We start from the raw sequence: 18,452 nt of genomic DNA on the forward strand, positions 1-18,452 counted from the left end.
AGCGATCAAGCTGAATTGAAACTGAATGATGGGAGGCTCCTGCCTTAGGTTCGAGTTCTGTTCGGGAAGCCATGTCGTCGTCATATCTTCCGATCATCGCCCCTGCCGTATCGCGTCACTGCCTTCTTGGGGGTTCTCGAGCTTGGCTGGCCAGCGCCGGTATGAGGCCAGCAGCAGTGCCGCGATAATGTAGACGACGGACATCCACGCCAGAGCCCTTTCCTGCCCCCATGCCATGCTGGCCTGACTTAGAGGGGCGCCGAGGCTGGCACCACAAAAGAGGATGAAAGTATAGAGCATGATCGCCCGCTGCCTGTATAGCGCCGGCTGCTCGCCGAGAAAGTGCAGGAAGGCAGGTGTGGCAAGCGCGATACCTCCAAGGGTCAGCCAATGGCCGATATGCAGACCGATGCCTTGCACGACGATGCCTGACAGCAGAGCGCCGATTGCTGCCAGCACCAGCCCCGTAGTCTGAACGAGGCTGGTCGCCACGCGGGATAACAGCGCTCCGGAAACCAGCGTCATCAGCACGGCTGGTGCGCCGAGCAACCGGAACCATTGAAGATTCGTCACTGTCTCGCCCGATGAGATCACGGCATAGTAGTAGACGACGCCCATCAGCAGTACAAACACAGCTATATAGAAGCGCCCGAGGGCTTGCCAGTGCAGCAGTCCGGCGAATGAACTTCCAGGGGCCGCGCGGGATGCCTTGGCCTTTCCGAAAGGTAGTTGCCATAGGCAAAGGGCAATCGGCACCAATAGGGCGCCGACGCCGAGGAAAACGGCCGGTACCGACCAGGCGTCTGCCATCATGCTGGCCAGGAGCTGGCCTAGCGGTGCCGACATCAATAGAGCTGCGCTGAGCAGGCCGATAGCCGTCGGTCGGTGGCGTTCGCTGGTTGCTTCGATGAGGATCGTGATGGCGAACGGCGGGAAGGCGGCGGCCGTCATGCCTTGCAAAGCGCGACCGGCCAAGAATCCCCAGCCGATTTCGAGCTTCAGAGCCAGGGCGGTCAACAGACTGGCCGATGCCAGACCTGAGATGCCGACGACGAAGAGCGTGCGGCTTCGCCAGCGATGGTTGAGATGGCCGAAGACCAGAAAGCCGATGGCTTGACAGAGCGCGAACAGGGTCGTGGCCAGCTCCACATCGGTGGTCGAGATGCCGAGTCGTTCGGCGATAGGACTCGTCAGTGGAAGGTAGGCATACAGTTGCCCAACCACCAGAATGGCCGTGCCCATCAAGAGGGCTGTCACACCGAAGCTGCGTAGTGAATCGGGTGTGAGCGTTGCTGATGATAACGTCATGTCGAGTCTCCTGTGACGGTATCGTTGTCGATGCCCGAGCGACTCTACGCTGAGGGGAAATTGGCCAACCAGTGATGAATTATCCTGGGATTGGTACTCCCACCCTGAAATATGGAGAGGACATGATCGATCATGAGGAGTTAGGCGCCTTCATGAAGGCGTGTCGTGCACGTGTCGATGCCGAAGCTATGGGCTTTCCGGTCGGCAAACGTCGTCGTGTCGCGGGGTTGCGGCGTGAGGAGGTGGCGGAACTCGCCGGCATCAGTCCCGACTGGTATACGCGCCTGGAGCAAGGACGTGATGTCGGTGTATCACGCCGTGTCCTGGAGTGCCTGAGCAAGGCCTTGCAACTCTCCGAGGCCGAAATGGGGCATCTGTTTGCGCTGGCAGGGGTGCAACGGCCCGTAGAGACGGCCGTATCGAGTTCCGAGGCTGTTGTTTCCCAGGCCGAGGTACTCGAAGCGTTATCGCCCAACCCAGCTCACTGTGTGTCGGGACCTTGGGATATCGAGGCCATGAACATGGCTGCCGAAGTGGCGTTCCCCGAATTGCATGGTAAGAAGGCCGGCGGAAATGTCATGCGCATGATCTTTCGCGACGAGGGATTTCGGGAGCGCTTGGCGGATTGGGAGTCGCATGCCAAACAGTGCCTGGCGACGTTCCGTACGCTCTATGGGCGTCAGATGCGGGATCCGCGCTTTCGTCAGCTCGTGAATGAGTTGACGCTATCGAGCGAGGAATTTGCCGCCTGGTGGCCGCGTCAGCATGTGGGAGACCTGTCGCCGGCATCCAAGCGGTTCATCGATCCGGTGTTGGGGGAGTTGCGGTTTACCGTTCGCTTCTTTCAGCCAACAGAGGATCCCGGCAGGATACTGACGGTGTTCATGGGGGATGCCTATACTCAGCAGCGGCTCGGCGAGGCTCTTGCTGATCGTTCGATCGGTTGGAAAGAGTAATCGATGATTGATCGCTAGTCGGCTTGCGGTCGTAAGGTTGGATCGATGGCCTCGGCCATCGTTTCGTTTCCGTTTTCTGACCCGTTACTCGATGAACACCTCCCTGGTGTGGACCTTTCAGATGTCCATATGCAGGTAGCCAATCGAGTAGTGTTTGAATGACGGCTTGTCCATTGCCTCATCGGTCTGACGAGGTAGCTGGCTGATGCTGTGGCGCCAATGCAGCCAATGCAGGCTCGAACGCGTCAGATGAGAGATAAAGCGCTGGAGCGCAAAGAAGCAGTCATTCAAGGCGAGCCAGGTGGTGTGCCGAAAGGTGATCGCTGCGACCTCCTCAAGGTCCGATAAGGAGGTAGAGCTTGGTTGCTTGGGCCCCATGCGCTCATCTTCCACGGAACTGCGATGCCGCCACTTGCGCACCATTTTGGGATTGAGGTTGTAACGGTGACTCAGCTCCGCGATCGAAGCTGACGATCGCTGTATATCTTTTTGGATGGCGTGGTGGCCTTGGCGCGTTGATGAAGTACTGGAGCCATGGACCTTCCTCGTACCATGGACCATTACATTCCGGGACTAAACACCTAGAGAGTACCGATCCGTTGTTAGCGATAGTGGGACTGCAGCAGCTGACGTCCTGTTGGGGGCTGAGCCAGTCCCCAGGCTCACTGTCCTGTCGCGTTTTCTTGGCTATCCGAAAACAGTGTTCATGCCCTTCTCATGCTGGTGAGGCGGCATTGGGTGTCAAGCAATTGGATTCTGAGCAGAGAGTTGACCGCTATGGATTACGGTACTTCCCAGGAGACTGAGCCAGCCGGTGGGATGAGCCGCGTAGGCCAAGCCAGGCATTAATGAACAGCGTGATCAAGATCAATGTCCCGCCGAGCAGCGTTGCCTGTGGTGGCTGCTCGTCCAGCCACCACCAAACCCACAGGGTGCCGAACACGGCTTCAATTAAATAGAACAGGGCAACTTCTGCAGACGGCAGATGGCGGGTCGCCCCATTGATCAGTGCGGTGGCCAATGGCATCTGCAACAGGCCCATCAGAGCCAAGGTGGCATAGCTTTGTGTTGTGAGGGCCAATGGTGTTGCCATTGGTATGGCAATCAATGCCGATAGGCCGCCCCCCATGGCGATGAGGGGAATGCTGTCCAGGTTGGGGTGACGGCGCAGGAGGGTGAGGTTGCCACCGACAGCGGCCGCGGCGATTACCGCATAGAGATCGCCGACCAGGCCATCACTCGATAGCGACCCAGCGAAGACGATCAGCATGCCGGCCATGGCCGAGATGATCGCCAGCCAGGTGCGCAGGGCCACTGTCTCATGCAGAAAACAGTACGTGAAAATGGCGGCAAACAAAGGAGCGGCGCTCAGGATGACCACCACATTCGCCACCTTGGTGTTCATGACGGCCAGAACAAACAGGCTGGAGATGATGCCCAACAGGAGAACGGAGAGTAGGGATGCTCCAGGGTTCCCACGCAGTGTCGCCAACCGGCGCCCGTCGAGGCACAGCAGGCCGAGCGATAGGGCCATCAGGGCACCCCGCCAGAAGATGATATTCCATCCATCTGTCGCGGCTAGCCGGACGAGTAGACTGTCGAAGCTCAGAACCGTGACACCGGCGGCCGCCATGGCCAGGCCCCGTCCGTGACCATGTAACGAGAAAGACATCCGAGGTACTCCTGCCGGGATATACGAGGTCCGGTATTCAGGGGGTGATCATTAGGGTGTTGAAAGTTTGACTGCTAGGATATGGCACCGGCGGAATCGGGCTATTCTCTTCACGCCATCCCAAAAGGCTTGTGCGACACATGCATGTCTCTCATATGCTGAGACTCAAAAAGCCCCCCATGCAAACGTATTGTGGGGCGAGTGGAGCTGACGTCGGCGGCGACGTGTCGTGTTGTGCTTTCGATACAGTCAGTGAAGCGCCCCGGGGTTCGTAGATACCTCCAGTCTTCATACTGAAGGCACCAAGTAGGTCAAATCAGGTGGTAGTTTCGTCGATCGTCGAGAATCTGGCCGCCGCGCTCGACACTGCCAGCACTAAGGCGGTGGTGATATTTGCGTGCCGGCCAACTCCAAGATGGGCTGGCGAGGTATGCTCCGAGACTCATGCCCGCAGGCAGGGTGCGGAATGCGCACGAGGGGGGATTGTGACTAGGCGGCCAGGAAGCGTATTTGGTGCGCTTTCAGAGCTGTAGCTGTTGAAGCGCCCCTCTCATGCGGGACCTCTTCAAGTAATGAGTATTCCACCCCGAGCCAGCGGTTTAAAGTGGGGAGTCCGATAATGCAAGCATGTTGGTGAGCGTGCCCTCTCCCAGCTTTTGGCTATTCCTTTGGTAGGCGTTATTCCGTAGTCTATTTGAGGAGTACGATATATCCACGACGGAAAGGAGTTCCTCGATGTTTCAGCGTTTGCATATCATCGCAGTTGGCTGTCTGGCCACTCTGAGCATGAATTCGGTGGGAGCCGATACGGGGATGGGAGAAGATAAATGCATGGAACTGACCCTGGCGAAATCGAATCTGGATCTAGCCATGGTAGGTAAAGCCCCGATGGAACCTGCTGAAGCCAGGTCACAATTCGACGCTCTACGCAGCGACCTGCCGGATGCGTTGGATCCCCACATCACGGCCATGCTGGATATTTCCAAGGCTGCGGAGGGTCTGGCCCTCAATGATCCCCAACATCCCATGTCGAGCGGTGATTTTCAGGAAGCCGACGCGGCATATCGTGGAGCCGTCGGGCCGCTTTGTCCCAGTTTCAACATGGATTACTGAGCCCCAAGTTGCTTCCTTTTGGGGCTTTTGGGGCGACGACGATCTCGTGGCGCAGTACTTGCAATATGAAAAGGTGGAATGATGAATAAAACCTGAACTCGTGAAGCAGGTCGTTGATACAGCAGAACTGTCCTAGACGATGGTCTTCTAGCGGTTCCTGAAAGCCCAGACACGTTACCGACGTTCAGCGTTGAGCCTCGATCAAATGACGGGTGGAGTGCGCGACAAAGGGGGCGCCTTGGCGCATCTGGTTATCCAGTTCGCGCAACTGGCTCTCATACTTATGTACTGAAAAGTCCGGCACCCACCACACGCACTTGCGCAAGATCCAGACGATGGCGCCCACGTCGTGGAATATCATGCGGCAACGCGCGGTGCGAAGGTTCACCACGGTCAGCCCCGCAGCCTGCGCAGCTTTCGCTTCGTCGTGAGGGTCACGTAAACGGCGTTCATGAGGTAATGGACCGAGGAAGTACTCGATTAATTCAAAGGCTGAAGCCGGGCCCACGTGTTGAGCAAAATAACTCCCACCAGGCTTGAGAACGCGATGAATCTCTGCCCAGTCAGGGTTTACCGGGTGACGAGAGGACACCAGTTCAAAGGAAGCCTCTGCAAATGGCAGAGCCGTGTCGTTGTCGACTTCAACCACTTGTACGCCACGTGTGCCTAAGCGTGCGCGTGCCTTGCGAACATTGGGTGGCCAGGCTTCGGTTGCCATCATCACTGATGGGAGACGAGGAGCCTCATCAAGGACCTCACCACCTCCGGTATCTAGGTCCAGTGCGGATTGCACGCGAGACAGGCGCTGCGCTAGCCGTTGTGCATAGCCCCAGGGAGGACGTTCTTCGCTAGCTCGCCCTTCAAGCCAGTCAAATCCCCATCCCGTCACATCAGCGGTTTCGGCTTCAGCTACCAGTTCATCAAAAGGTTGCATATGTTTTTCGTCCGTATGTAGAGGCGGAGCTCAGAATCGACGGTTGTGGTTCTGTCATACCGAGCAATATTCTGGGAAATGCTATTGCATAAAGCATATGGAATGCAGCTTATAAAGTAAGTGAATTGTTTTTATTGTACCATTCCCCTTGAGGTCGTCTTCAGGAACTGGTCGCTGCAGCCGCTCTCCAGCCTTCTTGCTAGATTTATTCCTTTCATTTGCTCTGGCGGGGGTGCAAGGGTCCGTAGAGACGGCCGTACCGAGTTCCGAGACTGGTGTTTCCCAGGTCGAGGTACTCGAAACGTTATTGCCCAATCCAGCGCACTGTGTGTCGGGCCCTTGGGATCTCGAGGCCATGCACATGGCTGCTGAAGTGGCGTTCCCCGAATTGCATGGGAAGGAGGCCGGCGGAAATGTCATGCGCATGGTCTTTCGCGACGAGGAATTTGCCACCTGGTGGTCGCGTCGGCATGTGGGAGACCTGTCGCCGGCATCCATGCGGTTCATCGATTCACTGCTGGGGGAGTTGCGGTTTACCGGTGGCTTCTTTCAGCCAACAGGGGGCCCGGCAGGATACTGACGGTGTTCATGGGGATGCCTATACTCGGAAGCGGCCCGGCGAGGCTCTTGCTGATCGTTCGATCGGTAGGCAAGAGTAATCGATGATTGATCGCGAGCTGGCTTCCGGCCGCTAGGAGGGCATCAATCCAGGATGGCGATTGCTTGTCCTTGTCAGCGGCTTGTGACTATTAACCGAGGCTGCTCCTTACTATACTCGACGGCTCATAAGCTAAGGAGGGCCTTATGAAGAAGACGCTTATGGTGATGTGGGGAGTGGTGCTCGCCATGCTTGCTTCGCCGGTGACAGCCAACGACCTGACCCAGCGGGAATGCATGAACCTCTCGCATGCAGCAAGCGTGTTGATGCTCGCCGCCCTGAGCGAAAATGGAGGTGATACCGATAACCTGGTCCGGGCCAAGGAAAACCTGGATCAACTTCACTCGAAGCTGCCGGCTGACATGCAGAAATCGCTTGATAAGATGATCATGCTGCAAGAGGAGTTGGCGGAGAATCCGCGGCCTCTCAGTGATCCATCACATCCTGTCACCTCCGGGAAGTTCGATCAGCCTAGCCTCGAGCTTTCGGCGGGTATCGAAGAGGTTTGTTCGAACGCGTAGTCCTGTCACCCGCCGTGCGTCGTTGTGATGCTTCACACGGTATCTCCTCATGAACGAGGAGTTGCAGGAGGCCGGTATGGCCCCCTGGAGCGGAGCGTCGCTATTCAGTTACTCGTTCGGCTATGCAGCAACTGAACCTCCTGTTCCATCAATTGCGTTTGATTCAGCAAGTCCCTTTGTTGGCGCTGGAGTCGAGTCTGGAAATAGGCCTGCATGAGGCGAGGGTCACCCTCTATGAGGGCCTCGAAGGCTTTGTAGTAATCCGGCTCGCATGAGTTCGACATTGTCTGGATCCCTGCCATTTTTGGCTTCCTTTTATTTTCTCATCCTTAGGAATCCTATAAGCGTTCATGGGTTTCATCAAATGAGATGGATTCAAGGAGAGTATTGAATAACTACTCAAGATTACAGTTCATTACATTTGTTGCCTTAATTGAAACATTGGCTGTTGTTTTGTTACTCGACCGATAGTGATGGCGGGGCGCATTGGCAGAGCGTGCCGAGCGATTTGCGATGCGTGACGCTTCACCTGGTGAGCATGGATATGGCATCCGCGATGCTTCCTGCCATGCCGCTTGCCTCCATCCAGCAGCGGCATGGCGAGGTAGCGAGGGTTGATCAGTTTTCGGTTCCCAACAGCATGCCCGGTTCGATGATCTCGGCCATCGCTTCGTATCCCGCATCATTCGGGTGGAGGTGATCGCCAGAGTCAAATTCCGGGTGGAGCCGCGCAGGCCGGTCAGGGTCCCTGGTCATGGCGTCGAAGTCGACGATGTCATCGAATTCACCACTGTCGCGTATCCAGGTGTTGATGCGCTGGCGCAATGCCTCTTTCTCCGCGCTGTAGTAGCCCCGCATCGGCGTATCGTCCAGGGCTCCCTTGAAGGGGAGCAGGGTCGCGCCGATGATTCGCACTCCCTGCAAGCGGGCCCGGGCGATCAGTTGACGGTAGGCCCCGATCAGGCGTTCAGCCGTCGGCAAGGCAGGGTCGGCGGCCAGTGTGCCCGGCCAGCCGATGTCATTGATGCCCATCAGCACGATCACGCTGTCGACGCCGGGGTGACCCAGCACATCGCGCTCGAAACGCGCGAGGGCATTTTCACCCATCTTGCTGCGTAACAGCCGTGCACCGGAAATGCCGGCATTGAGCACGGCGATGCTCTCGTCGGCGAAGCGTTCGGCGAGATAGTCGGGCCATCGATGATTGGCATCCGTGGTCGAGGCGTTGCCGTCGGTGATCGAATCGCCGAAGGCGACCACGGTGTGCCTGGTGTCGGGGCGTTCCACCAGGAGGGCACTGAGGAATAGCCGTGTCGTCAGGGTGTCGTCGACTGACATCTGGACGGCATCGACCTGATCGCCGGCCCCGATATAGGCGGTCTGTCGACCGTCCCAGTGAAAGGTCGCGGGAGGTGTCGGGTCGGGCAGATAGAGACTGATCGCGAGTTCGTCCAGTGCATCGACGACAAGTGAGGCTGGATCGCTGATCATGCGTGCCCCGGGGGGAATCGATACTTGCCGTTGGCCCGAGAAGGTCAGCGGCTCTCCGGTGCCTAGAGTCGATGATTCATCTCCGGCCTTGGCCACTCTTGCGGCCCCTATATTCAGCGGGCGGTTCCCGTAGGCATTGGAGACGACGATGCGCAGGCGATTACCACCGACACTGACTTTGGCTACCTGGCGAATGGTCTGTTGCCAAAGGTGGAAGGGCAGTCCGGTAGGAAGGGCAAAGTCTCCGTCCCAACGTGGCTGAGGACTGGCAATCCAGGTGGCGGTCCAGGTGTTGGGCGAGTCGGTATCGGCTTGTGCGGTAGGGATACCGAGCAGGCCCAGCAGGACGATGAGGGCGAGCCCGATCGATGAAGGGTATCTGCGTAGTGAGGTGCCTGACATGAATGTCCTCCCGAGAGTGTGACCGGTTGGATGCCCTGGCTGGGAGCGTCCGCCGCGGAGCGTGCTAAGCGTAGTTCATGCGGGGACATTCGTGGGATACGCACCGGGAGGTACCGGGTCGGCCCTCGGGGGGTATAGGTCAGTCGGAAGTGTGTGGGGGGAATGCAAGACGCCGGGCCTGGGCCCGGCGTCGTTGTGTCACGGAGTGGGTATTGGCTTACTTGGCATGCTCGGCGAACTGGATGCCACTCTCGAGCCGGGAGAAGTCGAGCAGGATTTCCGCCGCCTCCGAGAGCGGGGCTCGCTCCAGGGGCTGCGGCTCGTCTTCCTCGTCCTGGCTGCGACTGTCTATCCAGTTCTCGAGAGGCTCCAGGCCCAGGGCGTCGCGACGCTCGTTCTCCAGGGCCAGTTGCTCGTCCTCACGAGCTTGGGTCTCGCGACGGCGCTGCTCGCGGTTGAGGCTGACGCTGGTGTGCTGCTCGCGCAGGCGCTTGGCGAGCGCCGCGTGGCGTTCCAGGTAATGGAAGTTGGGATGGTCGTCAGCGCGCTGGCGATGGCGTTCACGCAGGGTTTCCAGGTAGCGGCGCGGATCGCCGTACTGGCGGTACTGAACCTTGCGCACACTGTCCCAGCCAAGGGCATTGTCGAGGCTGCTCTCACCGATGGTTTCCGGATCCACCAGGCTGGGGAACTCAATATCCGGTGCGACGCCGCGGTTCTGGGTGCTGTCGCCCGAAATACGGTAGAACTTGGCCCGGGTCAGCTTGATCTGGCCGAGATCCAGCTCATTGAGTGTCTGGACGGTACCCTTGCCGAAGGTGTTGCTGCCCACCACCAGGCCACGACCGTAATCCTGGATGGCGCCGGCGAAGATTTCCGAGGCCGAGGCCGAGAGGCGGTTGACCAGCACCACCAGGGGGCCGTCATAGAGGGTGCCGCTGTCGGTGTCGCCGTAGAGGTTGATGCGACCGCGGGCGTCGCGGACCTGAACGGTGGGGCCGCGGTCGATGAACAGGCCAAGCATCGAATTGGCTTCCTGCAGGGCGCCGCCCCCATTGTTACGCAGGTCGAGCACGATGCCTTCGACGTTCTTGTCGCGCAGTTTCTCGATTTCCTTGGCGACGTCGCGGGTGGTGCTGCGGTAGTCTTCCTCGCCGGCCTGCCAGGCATCGAAGTCGACATAGAAGGCGGGCACCTTGATCACGCCGACGCGATGCGTGCCATCATCGCGCTGGATCTCGACCACCTCGCTCTGGGCGGCTTGATCTTCCAGCTTGACGGTGTCGCGCGTGATCTCGATGACCTTGGAACGGGTCATGTCCATGGCCTGGCCCGGCACGATCTCGAGGCGTACCACCGAGCCCTTGGGGCCGCGAATCATGTCGACCACCTCGTCGAGGCGCATGCCGACCACATTGACGATCTCTTCGCCTTCCTGGCCGACGCCGATGATGCGATCGGCGGGCTTGAGAGCACCGGCCTTCTCGGCGGGGCCGCCGGCGACCAGGCTGGATACCTTGACGTATTCGCCATCCGCCTGGAGCAGGGCCCCGATGCCTTCCAGGGAGAGCTTCATCTGGATATCGAAATCCTCGCTCTCACGGGGTGAGAAGTAATCGGTATGTGGATCGATGGTATCGGTCACCGCCGTCATGAAGAGGTCGAAAACATCCTCGGCATTGGTCTGGCGCAGCCGATTGAGTTGCCCTTCGTAGCGTTGGCGCAGGGTTTCCTCGATCGTCTTTTCCTTCTCCTCGACCACATCGGCATCCGAGGAGGGGGCCTCTTCGTTGGATGCGGCGTCGTCCTTCGCGGCAGCGGCATCCTTTGCGGCGTCCTCGCGGCTGATCGACAGCTCGAGAGCCGAGTTCTTGAGGCGCTTGGTCCAGTAGGCGTCGAGTTCGGCTTCGTCGGCGGGCCAGGGCATCTCGGAACGATCGAGAATCATGCGCTGATCGTCGTCGAAGGTGAAATCGAGGCCTTTGTCGAGACGCGCCAGCAGCCACTCGAGACGCGCCTCGACGCGCTGCTGGTAACGTTCGTACAGGGCGTAGGCCGGAGCCAGTTCGCCGTCGAGAACGGCTTCGTCGAGCCGGGTGCGCAGGTCGTTGAACTCATCGATGTCGCTACGCAGCAGGTAGGCGCGCTGGCCATCGAGTACATCCAGATAATGCTTGAAGGCCTGCTGCGACCAGTCGTCGTCGAGCTTGACCTCCGAGTAGTGACCATGGATCAGGGAGTCGGCAACTTCCTGGGCCGTATGACGCTGGGCGTCACTGGGGGCGATATCGGCCAGTGCCGGGCCGGCAACCAGCAGCAGGGCCAGGGCCGCCGCGCGCCCCAGGGTAGCAAACAGGCTCATCAATGAAGCACTCCCTGATTCATGTACACTAATTCGTCCAGACTGTGATTCGGCGCTCGCGTTGCAAGACCGAGCGAGCATTGTAGCAGTTCCGGCGAGATGCCAAGACCCCTTCATGTTTCATCACCAGAGGACCCTCATGCCCCAGGATGCCCGACTTGAGCGCTTGCTCGACTTTCTGCGTCGTTCCCCGACCCCTTGGCACGCCACCGCCAACATGGCCGAGCGGCTGGAAGCTGCCGGCTTTCGCCGTCTCGAGGAGACCGAAGCCTGGCAACTGTCGCCTGGTGAGCGTGTCTATGTGACCCGCAACGATTCCTCGATCATCGCCCTGCAACTGCCGAGCGAGCCGCTCGACGCCCTGCGCATGATCGGCGCCCACACCGATAGCCCGGGGCTGCGCCTCAAGCCGCATGCGCCGCAGACGGCGGCTGGCTGGTTGCAACTGGGCGTCGAGGTCTATGGCGGCGCCTTGCTGGCACCCTGGTTCGACCGTGATCTGGGCCTGGCCGGACGCGTGCATGTGCGCCATGCCGATGGTCGCCTCGAGGGCGTGCTGCTCAATGTCGACCGGCCGCTGGCGATCGTTCCCAGCCTGGCGATCCATCTCGATCGCGAGGCCAACAATGGCCGGGCGATGAATGCCCAGACCGAGATGCCGCCGGTGTTCCTGCAGGGCGGCGAGCATGCCGACCTCGACCGGCTGCTGCGTGGCTGGCTGGCGGAACAGCATGGTCTCGAAGGCGTCGAGGTGGTCGATTTCGAACTGGCCTTGTACGACGTTCAGCCGCCCTCCCGCGTGGGCGTCGAGGGCGAGTTGATCGCCAGTGCGCGCCTCGACAACCTGTTGTCCTGCTTCATCGGGCTCGAGGCCTTGCTGGAAAGCGATGGCCGCCAGGGCGCGGTACTGGTGGCCAACGATCACGAGGAAGTCGGCAGCGCCAGTGCCTGCGGCGCCCAGGGGCCCTTCCTCGGCGATGTGCTGCGGCGGGTCAATGCCGCACTGGGTGAGGCCGGCGAGGAAGGCTTCATTCGTCTGGTGCAGGCCTCGCGGATGATCTCCTGCGACAACGCCCACGCCCTGCATCCCAACTTCCGCGACAAGCATGATGCGGCCCATGGGCCGGCGGTCAACGGTGGCCCGGTGATCAAGGTCAACGCCAACCAGCGCTATGCCACCAACAGTGCCACCTCGGCGCTGTTCCGCGATTTGTGTCGCCAGGCCGAAGTGCCGGTGCAGACTTTCGTCACCCGTGCCGACATGGGCTGCGGCAGCACCATCGGGCCGATCACCGCCACCGAGCTGGGCGTGCCGACCCTGGACGTGGGCGTGCCGCAATGGGCCATGCACTCGATCCGCGAGACGTCCGGCGCGAGGGATGTGGAGTATCTGACTCGGGTGCTGACCACCTTCATCGAGCGGGAGAGTCTGTAGGCAAGAATGCGGCGGCGCTTGAAGCAAAGAAGCCCGAAGCCAAAAAAGCCCGCCTGGCGAACCAGGCGGGCTTTTCGGTATCTGGTGGCTACGCCCTGATTCGAACAGGGGACCCCATCATTATGAGTGATGTGCTCTAACCAGCTGAGCTACGTAGCCGACAACGGGGGCGAATAATACCGATGGCCCCCTGGCACGTCAAGCCATTACGGCATCAGACGTTGAAGCGGAAGTGCACCACGTCGCCGTCCTTGAGTACATAGTCCTTGCCTTCCAGGCGCCATTTTCCGGCATCCTTGGCACCCTGTTCGCCGCCCAGGGCCACGAAATCGTCATAGGCGACGACTTCGGCGCGGATGAAGCCCTTCTGGAAGTCGGTATGGATCACGCCGGCGCCCTCCGGGGCGGTGGCGCCGATCTTGACGGTCCAGGCGCGAACTTCCTTCACCCCAGCGGTGAAGTAGGTCTGCAGGCCGAGCAATGCATAGCCGGCGCGGATCACGCGGTCCAGACCGGGTTCCTCCATGCCCATCTCGTCGAGGAACATGGCACGCTCCTCATCGTCGAGCTCGGCGATCTCGGCCTCGATCTGGTTGCACACCGGTACCACCACGGCGCCTTCCTCGGCGGCGATCTCGTTGACGGTATCGAGATAGGGATTGTTCTCGAAGCCATCCTCGTTGACGTTGGCGATATACATGGTCGGCTTGAGCGTCAGCAGTCCGAAGCTCTTGAGCTGATGCTTTTCGTCGTCATCCAGGCCGAAGCTGCGCAGTGGCTGGCCTTCGGCGAGGTGGGGCTGGATGCGATCGAGGATGGCCTTGGTGGCGATGGCCTCCTTGTCGCCGCCCTTGACCACTCGGGCCAGGCGCTGGATGGCGCGCTCGACGGTGTCCAGGTCGGCCAGGGCCAGTTCGAGGTTGATGGTCTCGATATCGGCCCGCGGGTCGACCTGGTTGGACACGTGAATGACGTTGTCGTTGTCGAAGCAGCGCACGACATGGGCGATGGCCTGGGTCTCGCGAATGTTGGCCAAGAACTGGTTGCCGAGCCCTTCACCCTTGGAGGCACCCGCCACCAGACCGGCGATGTCGACGAATTCCATGGTGGTGGGGATCACCTTCTGGGGCTTCACGATCTCCGCCAGCTTGTCGAGCCGTGGGTCCGGCATCGGCACGATGCCGACATTGGGCTCGATGGTGCAGAAGGGGAAATTCTCGGCGTCGATACCCGACTTGGTCAGGGCATTGAAGAGGGTCGACTTGCCGACGTTGGGCAGGCCGACGATACCGCAGTTGAAACCCATGGGAGCGTCCTGGAAATAAAATTCGAAGAGTGTGGCTGGCCGGTATTCTACTCGACCAAGCTGTAAGCCTTAAGCTTTAAGAACCCCCTTGATGAGGCGTCGGTTGGTTTCGAGCCTGGCTTACGGCTTACGGCTTACGGCTTACGGCTTACGGCTTACGGCTTACGGCTTACGGCTTACGGCTGAAAAGCTGTGCAGCCGTTGCATGGCTTTCGTCCAGTCACCGGCGATGGCCTGGGGCAGGGTGGCACAGCATTCGTCGATGGCGGCGTCGATGGCGGCGCGCTCGGCCTTGCCGGGGCGTCCCAGAACATAGTTGGTCACCTGGCGGGCGTCGCCGGGATGGCCGATGCCCAGCCGCAGTCGGTGAAAGCCGTTGTCGTTGCCCAGGGCACGGACGATGTCACGCAGGCCGTTGTGGCCGCCATGGCCGCCGCCGGTCTTGTAGCGGGCCGTGCCGGGCGCCAGATCCAGTTCGTCGTGGGCGACCAGCAGTTCGTCGGGTGCCAGCTTGAAGAACTGGGCCAGGGCAGCAACCGCACCGCCACTGCGGTTCATGAAGGTGGTGGGCTCGAGCAGGTGGATGTCCTGGCCGTCCAGGCGGATGCGCGCATAGCGCCCGAGGAATTTCTTTTCCGGGCGCAGGGTGTCGCCGGCATCGCGAACCAGGGCGTCGATCAGCCAAGCGCCGGCGTTGTGGCGGGTGGCTTCGTATTCGCTGCCAGGATTGGCCAGTCCGATGATGGCTTTGACCTGGGTCATCTTCTCTGCCTCCAACAAATCGTCTGGAACGATGCTTGACGTCACGCCAGCGGCGGTCCGTGGATGGCTGCCAGAAACGGCAGGCCACAAAAAAAATCAAGCGCCGGAGCGCTTGATCGTGGCGAAGGGCCGTGCCATTGCGCACGGCCCCTGGCGGCTCCGAGTTACTCGGCGCTGCCTTCGCCTTCTTCGCCCTCGTCCGCGTCGCCTTCTTCGGCTTCGCTGTCGTCGCCGCGAGTCTTGGGCTGGGTGACGCTCAGCACGGCATTGTCATGATCCTCGCCGTGGGTCAGCGCGACCAGGGTCACGCCGGCCGGCAGCTTCAGGTCGGACAGGTGCAGCGTGGTGCCCAGGGTAACTTCGGCAATGTCGATTTCCAGGTAGTCGGGCAGGTCCTTCGGCAGGCAGCTGACCTCGACTTCGTTGGAAAGGACGTGGAGCTCGCCACCTTCGTCCTTGATGCCCTTGCAGCTTTCCTCGTTCACCACGTGCAGCGGTACGCGCATGGTGATTTCGTGAGTGGCATCGATGCGCATGAAGTCGGCGTGGGTCACCAGCGGCTTGTAGGGATGGCGCTGGAGGTCACGCACGACGACCTGCTGGGGCTTGCCTTCCACTTCGATGGTGATCACTGAGGAGAAGAAGGCCTCTTCCTCGATCGACTTGTAGAAGTGGGTCTTGTCGACGGCGATTGCTTCGGGTGCCTTGTCGCCACCATAGATGATGGCCGGCACTTGTTCGTTCGCACGACGCAGGCGGCGGCTCGCACCTTTCCCCAGGTCGTTGCGAACGCTGGCGGTGAGGATGTAATCGGACATGGTTTTGCCTCTTGCTTGAAATAAGGAGGGCGCCAAGGACCGCGACCAGTCCCTTGACGCCTCCGGTTGCCCCGAAGGGCGCTTTCCGACGTCATGTTCCGCCGAGGCGAGCCTCAGTGGAACATGGCGCTGACGGATTCCTCGTTGCTGACCCGCCGGATCGCCTCGGCGATCAGGCCGGCCACGCTGAGTTGACGAATTCGGCCGCTGCGGCGTGCATGGTCGGACAGCGGGATGGTATCGGCGACGACGACTTCATCGAGCACCGAACCGGTGATGTTGTCGACGGCGGGGCCCGACAGGATCGGGTGGGTGGCATAGGCCACCACACGGCGTGCGCCGTGATCCTTGAGCGCTTCGCCCGCCTTGCACAGGGTGCCGGCGGTGTCGATCATGTCATCGACCACGACGCAGGTGCGGTCCTGGATCTCGCCGATGATGTGCATCACCTGAGCCTGGTTGGCCTGGGGACGACGCTTGTCGATGATCGCCAGGTCGGCGTTGAGCTGCTTGGCGATGGCACGAGCACGTACCACGCCGCCGACGTCGGGCGAGACCACTACCAGGTCGTCGTAGTTCTGGCGCTCGATGTCATCGAGCAGGATCGGCGAGCCGTAGACGTTGTCCACCGGCACGTCGAAGAAGCCCTGGATCTGGTCGGCGTGCAGGTCCATGGTCATGACACGGTCGACGCCCGCCTTGACCATCATGTCGGCGACGATCTTGGCGGAGATCGGCACCCGGGCGGAGCGGACGCGACGATCCTGACGGGCGTAGCCGAAATAGGGGACCACGGCGGTGACCCGGGAGGCGGAGGCCCGACGCAGGGCATCCACCATCAGGATCAGTTCCATCAGGTTGTCGTTGGTCGGCGCGCAGGTGGGCTGCAGGATGAAGACATCCTTGCCGCGCACGTTCTCATTGATCTCGACCGCGACCTCGCCGTCGCTGAACTGCCCGACCGTGGCGTGGCCCAATCGGTTGTCCAGGCTCTCGGCGACCTTCTGGGCGAGTTCGGGATTGGCGTTCCCGGCGAAAACCATCAATTTTGACACGCGCAGCCACCTTTGCAGTGTTGGGTCTTCAGTGTTCGGATCGGTGTCGCTTCGGGCGGGAAATGGCTGGGGTAGCAGGATTCGAACCTGCGCATGGCGATACCAAAAACCGCTGCCTTACCACTTGGCTATACCCCAGCGAACCACCGCATCGCGAGTCGCCGCTCAGGGCGCTCATCGATCCAAGGCATCATGGAGGGGAGAGCGATTCCGGCCGGGTGCCTTGAAGGCTTGCCAATGCTCCGGTATCTCGGTCAGCAGTGCCGTGGCATCTTCTTCCCGTTCCAGCCGGGCAAAAACGCAGGCTCCCGTGCCCGTCAGCATCGACGGAGCCCGTTCGCCCAGCCAGTCGAGCGCACGTGCGACCTCGGGATACAGCTTTCTGACCGTTGGCTCGCAGTCGTTACGCCAGCTCGCCGCTCCCCCCTGAAGTGCGCGCGCCATGGTAATCGGGGGGGTATCCCGTGTCAATTCCGGGGCCTTGAAGATGTGCGGCGTGGAGACGCCGACACCGGGGTGGACGACGACGAACCAGGGGGTATCGAGCTCGACGGGAGTCAGGTGTTCGCCGATGCCTTCGCCCCAGGCGGCATGCCCCCTGACGAAGACCGGAACGTCGGCGCCGAGCTCGAGGCCAAGGGTGGCCAGGGTATCCAGCGACAGGTCGAGCCGCCAGAGGCGGTTCAGGCCGAGCAGGGTGGTGGCGGCGTCGCTGCTGCCGCCGCCGAGTCCGCCACCCATCGGCAGGCGCTTGCGCAGGCTGATGTGGGCGCCTGACCGGGTCCCGGTGGCATGCTGGAGTCGCCGGGCGGCGCGCAGGATGAGGTTGTCGTCGCTGGTCACCCCTGCCAGTTCGGCATCGAGCCGAAGTTCGCCGTCGTCGCGAGACGCAAGGGTGAGGGTGTCGCCATGGTCGAGGAACTGGAACAGGGTCTGCAGCAAATGGTAACCGTCGTCGCGCCGGCCGGTGATGTGCAGCATCCGGTTGAGCTTGGCCGGCGCCGGCAGCGTCAGCATCCCGTGTTCAGGCATCCTCGTCGGGCTCCGGCTGCCAGCGTGTCACCACCAGGGTGACGACGAGGTCGTCATAGGTCAGCTTCATCCGGCGCGGCAGCCACAGTTCGCCGACCCGGCTCCAGTCGCGGTAGTCGATTTCCCAGCCGTCCTGTTCCAGGTGGGCCGGAAAACCCAGCTCGTCCTTCTCCAACTGGTGGGGACGGTCGGAGGCGGGCAGGCCGCGAATCCAGTCGGTCAGGGCGGAGACCGGCAACGACCAGCCCAGTTCCTGTTGCATCAGAGCCTGGGGGCTTTCCGCCTCGGCCCGGCCTTCGCCGGTGGTCAGCGAGACGCGGCCCTCGCGGCCCTCAAGCACGCTTCGGCCACTGCCGAAGGGGCCGCTGAGCAGGATGCGGAAATAGTAGGGGGTCTGCAGCCAGTCGAGGTTGGCACTGGTGGAGTCCTGCGGCGTGCGCAGGCCGGCCTTGCCCTTCAGTTCCCAGTCCTGCAGTTCGGCCAGGCGTTCCTGCTGGGCCTCCCATTGTCCGACGGCACGCTGGGTGTCCGGTGCGGGGGTGCGGCTGGCGCAGCCGGCCAGCAGGAGCAGGCCCATGGCCAGGCAGGTCAACCGGATCGAGTGACGGCGTTGCATGGTCGATTCCT

General features: G+C 61.1%; 17 protein-coding genes and 2 tRNA genes. 5 read left to right on the plus strand and 14 right to left on the minus strand.

Annotation, left to right across the window (positions count from 1 at the left end):
• Positions 1 to 93: 93 nt before the first annotated feature.
• Positions 94 to 1,308 (minus strand): MFS transporter, encoded by a 1,215-nt coding sequence (locus tag HELO_RS04675; RefSeq protein ID WP_013331624.1) that lies wholly within the window; start codon positions 1,306 to 1,308, stop codon positions 94 to 96.
• A gap of 122 nt (positions 1,309 to 1,430) precedes the next feature.
• Between HELO_RS04675 and HELO_RS04680 the strand changes: the two genes are divergently transcribed.
• The gene (locus HELO_RS04680; protein WP_013331625.1) at positions 1,431 to 2,264 is read left to right on the plus strand and encodes a helix-turn-helix transcriptional regulator; all 834 of its coding nucleotides are present in this window, start codon (positions 1,431 to 1,433) and stop codon (positions 2,262 to 2,264) included.
• A gap of 117 nt (positions 2,265 to 2,381) precedes the next feature.
• Here HELO_RS04680 and HELO_RS04685 read toward each other — a convergent pair whose 3' ends face one another.
• Positions 2,382 to 2,825 (minus strand): hypothetical protein, encoded by a 444-nt coding sequence (locus HELO_RS04685; RefSeq protein WP_041602410.1) that lies wholly within the window; start codon positions 2,823 to 2,825, stop codon positions 2,382 to 2,384.
• Between the two features lie 214 nt (positions 2,826 to 3,039).
• On the minus strand, positions 3,040 to 3,936 hold the full coding sequence (locus tag HELO_RS04690) for a DMT family transporter (RefSeq protein WP_013331626.1): 897 nt from the start codon (positions 3,934 to 3,936) through the stop codon (positions 3,040 to 3,042).
• A gap of 735 nt (positions 3,937 to 4,671) precedes the next feature.
• Here HELO_RS04690 and HELO_RS04695 point away from each other — a divergent pair.
• The gene (locus HELO_RS04695) at positions 4,672 to 5,049 is read left to right on the plus strand and encodes a hypothetical protein (protein WP_041601916.1); all 378 of its coding nucleotides are present in this window, start codon (positions 4,672 to 4,674) and stop codon (positions 5,047 to 5,049) included.
• Positions 5,050 to 5,233: 184 nt separating this feature from the next.
• Here HELO_RS04695 and HELO_RS04700 read toward each other — a convergent pair whose 3' ends face one another.
• A complete protein-coding gene (locus HELO_RS04700; RefSeq protein ID WP_041601917.1) occupies positions 5,234 to 5,983 on the minus strand; it encodes a class I SAM-dependent methyltransferase in 750 nt (249 codons plus the stop codon).
• Positions 5,984 to 6,338: 355 nt separating this feature from the next.
• Here HELO_RS04700 and HELO_RS04705 point away from each other — a divergent pair, with 355 nt between their 5' ends.
• Positions 6,339 to 6,563, plus strand: a complete 225-nt coding sequence (locus tag HELO_RS04705; RefSeq protein ID WP_157953393.1) for a hypothetical protein — start codon at positions 6,339 to 6,341, stop codon at positions 6,561 to 6,563.
• A 224-nt stretch (positions 6,564 to 6,787) separates the two neighbouring features.
• Entirely contained in the window at positions 6,788 to 7,162 is a 375-nt protein-coding gene (locus HELO_RS04710) for a hypothetical protein (protein WP_041601919.1), read from the plus strand.
• Between the two features lie 618 nt (positions 7,163 to 7,780).
• Here the strand turns inward: HELO_RS04710 and HELO_RS04720 are convergent.
• The gene (locus tag HELO_RS04720) at positions 7,781 to 9,055 is read right to left on the minus strand and encodes an SGNH/GDSL hydrolase family protein (protein WP_013331627.1); all 1,275 of its coding nucleotides are present in this window, start codon (positions 9,053 to 9,055) and stop codon (positions 7,781 to 7,783) included.
• A 217-nt stretch (positions 9,056 to 9,272) separates the two neighbouring features.
• Positions 9,273 to 11,417, minus strand: a complete 2,145-nt coding sequence (locus tag HELO_RS04725) for a carboxy terminal-processing peptidase (protein ID WP_041601921.1) — start codon at positions 11,415 to 11,417, stop codon at positions 9,273 to 9,275.
• Between the two features lie 139 nt (positions 11,418 to 11,556).
• On the opposite strand from HELO_RS04725, the gene HELO_RS04730 reads away from it, so the two are divergent.
• Positions 11,557 to 12,852, plus strand: coding sequence for a M18 family aminopeptidase (locus HELO_RS04730; protein WP_013331629.1), 1,296 nt, complete (start codon positions 11,557 to 11,559; stop codon positions 12,850 to 12,852).
• 82 nt (positions 12,853 to 12,934) lie between these two features.
• Here the strand turns inward: HELO_RS04730 and HELO_RS04735 are convergent.
• The 8 genes from HELO_RS04735 to lolB all read right to left on the minus strand — a co-directional run bounded on the left by HELO_RS04735 (position 12,935) and on the right by lolB (position 18,441).
• Positions 12,935 to 13,011, minus strand: a tRNA-Met gene (locus HELO_RS04735).
• A gap of 55 nt (positions 13,012 to 13,066) precedes the next feature.
• Positions 13,067 to 14,158 carry a redox-regulated ATPase YchF gene (gene ychF, locus HELO_RS04740; RefSeq protein WP_013331630.1) on the minus strand — a complete coding sequence of 364 codons (1,092 nt, stop codon included), beginning with the start codon at positions 14,156 to 14,158 and terminating at the stop codon, positions 13,067 to 13,069.
• Between the two features lie 162 nt (positions 14,159 to 14,320).
• A complete protein-coding gene (gene pth / locus HELO_RS04745; protein ID WP_013331631.1) occupies positions 14,321 to 14,920 on the minus strand; it encodes an aminoacyl-tRNA hydrolase in 600 nt (199 codons plus the stop codon).
• Positions 14,921 to 15,084: 164 nt separating this feature from the next.
• Positions 15,085 to 15,738, minus strand: a complete 654-nt coding sequence (locus tag HELO_RS04750; protein WP_013331632.1) for a 50S ribosomal protein L25/general stress protein Ctc — start codon at positions 15,736 to 15,738, stop codon at positions 15,085 to 15,087.
• A gap of 113 nt (positions 15,739 to 15,851) precedes the next feature.
• Positions 15,852 to 16,793, minus strand: coding sequence for a ribose-phosphate pyrophosphokinase (locus HELO_RS04755; protein WP_013331633.1), 942 nt, complete (start codon positions 16,791 to 16,793; stop codon positions 15,852 to 15,854).
• A gap of 63 nt (positions 16,794 to 16,856) precedes the next feature.
• Positions 16,857 to 16,931 (minus strand) — tRNA-Gln (locus HELO_RS04760).
• 36 nt (positions 16,932 to 16,967) lie between these two features.
• Positions 16,968 to 17,825, minus strand: a complete 858-nt coding sequence (ispE, locus tag HELO_RS04765) for a 4-(cytidine 5'-diphospho)-2-C-methyl-D-erythritol kinase (protein WP_013331634.1) — start codon at positions 17,823 to 17,825, stop codon at positions 16,968 to 16,970.
• Complete coding sequence (lolB, locus tag HELO_RS04770; protein ID WP_013331635.1) at positions 17,818 to 18,441, minus strand: lipoprotein insertase outer membrane protein LolB; 624 nt, start codon at positions 18,439 to 18,441, stop codon at positions 17,818 to 17,820. The genes ispE and lolB overlap by 8 nt, the downstream gene beginning before the upstream one ends.
• Between the last annotated feature and the right edge of the window lie 11 nt (positions 18,442 to 18,452).

Source organism: Halomonas elongata DSM 2581, assembly GCF_000196875.2.
GTDB lineage: Bacteria > Pseudomonadota > Gammaproteobacteria > Pseudomonadales > Halomonadaceae > Halomonas > Halomonas elongata.